The organism is Rhodococcus sp. 05-2254-6 (genome assembly GCF_002258565.1).
Classification (GTDB): domain Bacteria; phylum Actinomycetota; class Actinomycetes; order Mycobacteriales; family Mycobacteriaceae; genus Rhodococcoides.
This window is the reverse complement of record NZ_NOZF01000195.1, coordinates 1-4,529: the sequence shown is the minus strand read 5'-3', so window position 1 is coordinate 4,529 and position 4,529 is coordinate 1. Positions and strand designations below refer to the sequence as shown.

The window sequence follows — 4,529 nt, the reverse complement described above, 5'->3', positions numbered from 1 at the left end:
GCCGACGCCTCGGACTCGAATGCTCGGGCACGGGATTCGGCGCGATCCGCGCGAGCTCGAAATGCCTTGGACTGCGCCAGTTCGATGGAGGCCGAACACGTCTCGATGTGTTCGGCCAGTCCTCTCGCGAACACCTTTGCCTGCTCGAGGTTGACGGCATAGTTGTCGTCTCGCGGAGCCGGTGACGCCGCGCCGTTCGCTGTGCCCATGGAACTCGTCACCCTCGATCGTCGGCCGGAAATTCTTTCGCGACTCTACGCTCGGCGTCGAATGCTTCGTTCGTGAACCGGTGTCAGCCGAAGACGAGCGCCAGGACCACGGACGCCGAGGTGGCGGCGATAGCGATCACGATGGTCGCCGCTATGGCTCGCTGTCGCACCGTGCGGTAGCTCGCCCCCGCACGAGCACCGGCGAAATCGTCATCGTCGGCATCGAGATCGGAGTCGTAGAAGTCGTCCGAGTTCAGCCCGTCCTCGTCGAAATAGACGACGTCTCGCGGCGGCACCCACTGTTGCCCGTTGGCTTCGATCGCGGCCCCGAGCCGTTCGAGCCGAATCCGCGCACGGGTGGGGTACCAATCGGAGGGCGCGTGGATCGGTAGGGCCCGCGCCATCATCAGGGGCGATCTGTACTGCTTCTCCAGCGCGGCGAACGCAGCGGACGCCGTCGGATCGTCGTCGGACTTGTCGGTGAGAAACCATGCCGCTCCGGCCGCCGCACGATCGCCGAGTACCAGATACGTGTACGCGAGCAATTCGAGAATGCCGGGCGACGTCGGGTTTCGGACCAATGCGCCGACCAGTCGATCCCTGGCAGCGATGCTGTCTCCGCGCGCCAGATCCTCCTGCGCTCGATCGATCACGTCCACGCGTCGACAATAACTCGTGGACGCGAAAAAGCCCCTGCCGGAGTACCGGAAGGGGCTTTCATCGTGTTTGTCGATACATGTGCTCGTCGATCCACATCGTGGTGGCCAGGGCCGGGATCGAACCGGCGACCTTCCGCTTTTCAGGCGGACGCTCGTACCAACTGAGCTACCTGGCCGGGCGGCACCGGTACTACAATGCCATCGCAATGCCGATACTCTCGTATCGATGTTGCGACCCTGACGGGACTCGAACCCGCGACCTCCGCCGTGACAGGGCGGCGCGCTAACCAACTGCGCCACAGGGCCTTGCTGTTGTTGCCGCGCTATTTCTAGCGTAGAAACTCTCCGAACTGCAAATCCGCATCTCGCGGAGAGCGAGACGAAGAATGCTGTACTGCCGACCGGGTTGTCAAACCGATCTCTTCCTACGTACCCCCTACGGGATTCGAACCCGCGCTACCGCCTTGAAAGGGCGGCGTCCTAGGCCGCTAGACGAAGGGGGCCCGCCGAACTGCTTCGACGTTACCCTCAACGGCGTTCCGTTGGGAGCTGGGATAGCTTAGGACACTTTCGCTGTAAATCTCAAACCGGCAGGTCAGAGGCGGTTTTTGCGCAGTTTTCACTGTAGTGATCCCACCCGTGCAGTTTGAACTCGGCGAGCCAACGCTCCGACGCCATCGCAAGCAGCACGACCTCGACGGATTCTTCGAACCGCTCGCGCAGATCAGCGTTGTCGGCCACCAGATCCGACATGTAGCGCTGACCCGCCATCGACGCGGCGAGCACTCGCACGAACTTGGTCGCGTCGAACTCCGGCTTCAGGTCACCCATCGCCAGCGCACGCTCGGCCTGCGCGAGCCCCTGAGCGCCCCAGACTCGACCGCCGCCCGAATGAACCTCCGCGTAGAACTCCGGCTCGACTATCAGTCGGAACTCCGCGCGCACGATCACATCGTTCTGGAAGTTCTGCGCGATGTCGTCCACGATCCCACGGATGACGTAGAACGGATGCGCAGTGGTGTCGGCCCACTTCTCCGTGATGGCGACGTACCGATCCAGTCCGGCAGCGAGCACAGCTCGGGCCAGATCTTCCTTGGACTGGAAATGGAAATACATCGCGCCCTTGGTGGCATTGGAGCCCTCCAAGATGGTGTTGACGGATGCAGCTGCGTATCCGCGTTTGGCGAATTCCGCCGCCGCCGCCTCCACAATGGCCGCCCGGGTCCGCCGTGCGCGCTCTTGTTGTGCCATGTATTCCGTGCCTCCGAGCCCCAAGCGCCCTGCGTATCCGCAGGTAGTACAGATAGAGAGTACTTCACCCGAACGACATGCGAGTCGACTCACCTACGGTTCGCTTCGACACATACACCCGACAGAAAAATCGGTTAGGCAACCGAAACAAGCCGAATGGTATGATCTGCGCGGCTCGAGTGCGCTGCAGGGGGTGCGCACTCGAGCCGCACTTCTGCACCCCTCCCCGCGCCGAACCACACGCCGACCCCGTCGCTTTCGGCGGTGCTCGAGACACCGTCCGTTCCCCGCGAACCGAACGGTCGACGCGTCGCCCACGCCGCTCCAGGAGCACGGGACAACTTTCGGTTGAAATCCGAATTACATTTCACGGGAACGGATCTCGAGCGCCAACTGCTTCGCCTTGCTCGTTAGCATTTCAAATCTACTGCCCACCAAACGAATACGTCGTCGGTACCGAGCGCGTTCGGTCAAATCGATTGCACGATAGTCGATATGAGAAAGACCGCTCGGTAACGTTTTCGACACGTTCACGGTCTTCGACCGAGCTCGCGCCCGCGCTGACTTACTGTGAAATACACCACAGGGGGAGATCGGCCGATCCGAGACGAGTGAATGCCATGAAGGTGTCGATCTGCGCATTTCGTTCCATCACGACAGTGATCGCGGTGGCCGTGCTCACGCTCTCGACGACCGGAACGGCGACCGCAGACCCTCTGGCCAACTTCGTGGCACCCGTCGCCGATCCAGCGCTCTACCTACCCACCCCACTGGGCGAGCCCTGGTTCGATCCGCCCGCAGGCTACGAACAACGACCTCCCGGGTCGGTGCTGGCAACCCGACAGGTGACCGTCGGGCCGCTGTTCACGCCTGTCACGTCGACGCAGATCCTGTTTCGTACCAACGACTCCAAGGACCGGCCCGTTGCTGCGGCCACCACCGTGATCGTGCCGATCGCACCGTGGACCGGGCCCGGAAGCCGGCCCGTCGTTGCGTACAACATGGCCATCAACTCACTCGGCAACACGTGCGCACCGTCCTGGCTGCTCCCGCGCGGGTTGGCCCGGGAGATTCCGGCAGTGCAGGCCTTCCTGGCCAAGAACTACGCCGTCGTCGTCACCGATCACGAGGGGCCACGGCAGGCATACGCCGCCGGGCGCATGGCCGCGCACGCGGTACTCGATGCCCTCCGAGCGATGGTCCGGCTACCCGAGCTCGGTTTGCCCGCGTCGTCTCCCATCGCTGTCACGGGATATTCGGGTGGGGCGATCGCCACAGGATGGGCCGCGCAAGTGGCCCCCTCGTACGCGCCCGACGTCAACCTGGTCGGCGCGGCGTTCGGTGGTCCGCCGACCGATTACCGGATTCTGCTGACGTCGATGAACGGAACTGCGGCATCGACGCTTTTCCTGTCCGCAGCGCTCGGAGTGGCCCGCGAGTACCCCGAACTGTTCTCGCTGATGAACGCCAACGGACTGCGCCTGGCCACCGTCGCCAAGGACATGTGCGTCAGCCTGCTCGCCCCCGGTGGACTGGTGGCCCCGATCCCCGCGCAGGCGCTCTCGGACATCCCCGACGTCGACCGCACCGAGATCGCCGAGCGCGTCATCGCCGCGACCCGCCTCGGCGGCGACCTCGCCCCCACCATCCCCACGATGATCTACCAGGGACAACAGGAGTTCTGGATCCCACGACAGGGAGCCGAGACCCTCTACGACGAGTGGTGCGCGCAGGGTGCGAACGTCCGACTCGAGGAGTATCTCGGCGAGCACCTGATCGTCGCGTTCAGCGGCATCCCGGGCGCGTACGCCTGGATCGACGACCGACTGGCCGGCATTCCGGTACCGAGCGGATGCAGCAGCTTCGGACGCTGACCCCGGTCGACACCACTGCCGGGGGTACTGCCCGTCGGCACCGCGCGGCCCATTACACTTTCGAGCCGCGCCCCTATAGCTCAGTTGGTAGAGCTACGGACTTTTAATCCGCAGGTCGTAGGTTCGAGTCCTACTGGGGGCACCACACACCGTCCGGGTAACAGTGATCACACCTGTCCGGAACGTACACTCGGACGTAACGATCGGCAGAGGCCGAGCGACGTGCAGGGGGAACTGCAGCGGTCGTGAACTCGCGAAAGCCGGTCGGAGGATCGGCGCTCCGGGGGCGCATCGCGTCGATCGACACCGAACATCACGACCGCCGGAACAGCAAGTGAACAGGCTCGACACGGTTCACACCGAACCTACGGTGCCGTAAGCTGGACCGGTCGTACGCAATCTATGGAGGCGATCTAATGGCGAGGGATCTGACACAGCTCGAGCTTCTGCAAGAGCTGGTGCCCACTGCCGAGGACAATGTGAACCGTCACATCTCGATGGCGCGGGAGTGGCACCCTCACGACTACGTCCCGTGG

Annotated in this window: 4 protein-coding genes, 4 tRNA genes and 1 pseudogene; 3 read left to right on the top strand and 6 right to left on the bottom strand. The window is 63.7% G+C overall.

All coding sequences use genetic code 11. The features are described 5' to 3' along the window. From CH256_RS28315 to CH256_RS27275, 6 genes are all read right to left on the bottom strand, one after another. Positions 1 to 209, bottom strand: a 209-nt coding sequence (locus CH256_RS28315) for a hypothetical protein (RefSeq protein ID WP_179272257.1), incomplete at its 3' end; no start/stop codon positions are given. A gap of 83 nt (positions 210 to 292) precedes the next feature. After that, entirely contained in the window at positions 293 to 868 is a 576-nt protein-coding gene (locus CH256_RS27295; RefSeq protein ID WP_094671531.1) for a DUF6584 family protein, read from the bottom strand. A gap of 99 nt (positions 869 to 967) precedes the next feature. Further along, a tRNA-Phe gene (locus CH256_RS27290) sits at positions 968 to 1,044 on the bottom strand. Between the two features lie 56 nt (positions 1,045 to 1,100). After that, a tRNA-Asp gene (locus tag CH256_RS27285) sits at positions 1,101 to 1,174 on the bottom strand. 124 nt (positions 1,175 to 1,298) lie between these two features. Continuing rightward, a tRNA-Glu gene (locus CH256_RS27280) sits at positions 1,299 to 1,371 on the bottom strand. Between the two features lie 79 nt (positions 1,372 to 1,450). Then, on the bottom strand, positions 1,451 to 2,119 hold the full coding sequence (locus tag CH256_RS27275) for a TetR/AcrR family transcriptional regulator (RefSeq protein WP_068047934.1): 669 nt from the start codon (positions 2,117 to 2,119) through the stop codon (positions 1,451 to 1,453). A 620-nt stretch (positions 2,120 to 2,739) separates the two neighbouring features. On the opposite strand from CH256_RS27275, the gene CH256_RS27270 reads away from it, so the two are divergent. From CH256_RS27270 to CH256_RS28835, 3 genes and pseudogenes are all read left to right on the top strand, one after another. After that, entirely contained in the window at positions 2,740 to 3,993 is a 1,254-nt protein-coding gene (locus tag CH256_RS27270) for a lipase family protein (protein WP_094671529.1), read from the top strand. Between the two features lie 69 nt (positions 3,994 to 4,062). After that, positions 4,063 to 4,138 (top strand) — tRNA-Lys (locus tag CH256_RS27265). Positions 4,139 to 4,409: 271 nt separating this feature from the next. Further along, positions 4,410 to 4,529 (top strand): annotated as a pseudogene (locus tag CH256_RS28835) (acyl-ACP desaturase); the annotation flags it as partial.

Coding starts and splice junctions, on each gene's coding strand:
- CH256_RS27275 (WP_068047934.1), bottom strand. CDS start 2,119: ATGGCACAACAAGAGCGCGCACGGCGGACCCGGGCGGCCATTGTGGAG.
- CH256_RS27270 (WP_094671529.1), top strand. CDS start 2,740: ATGAAGGTGTCGATCTGCGCATTTCGTTCCATCACGACAGTGATCGCG.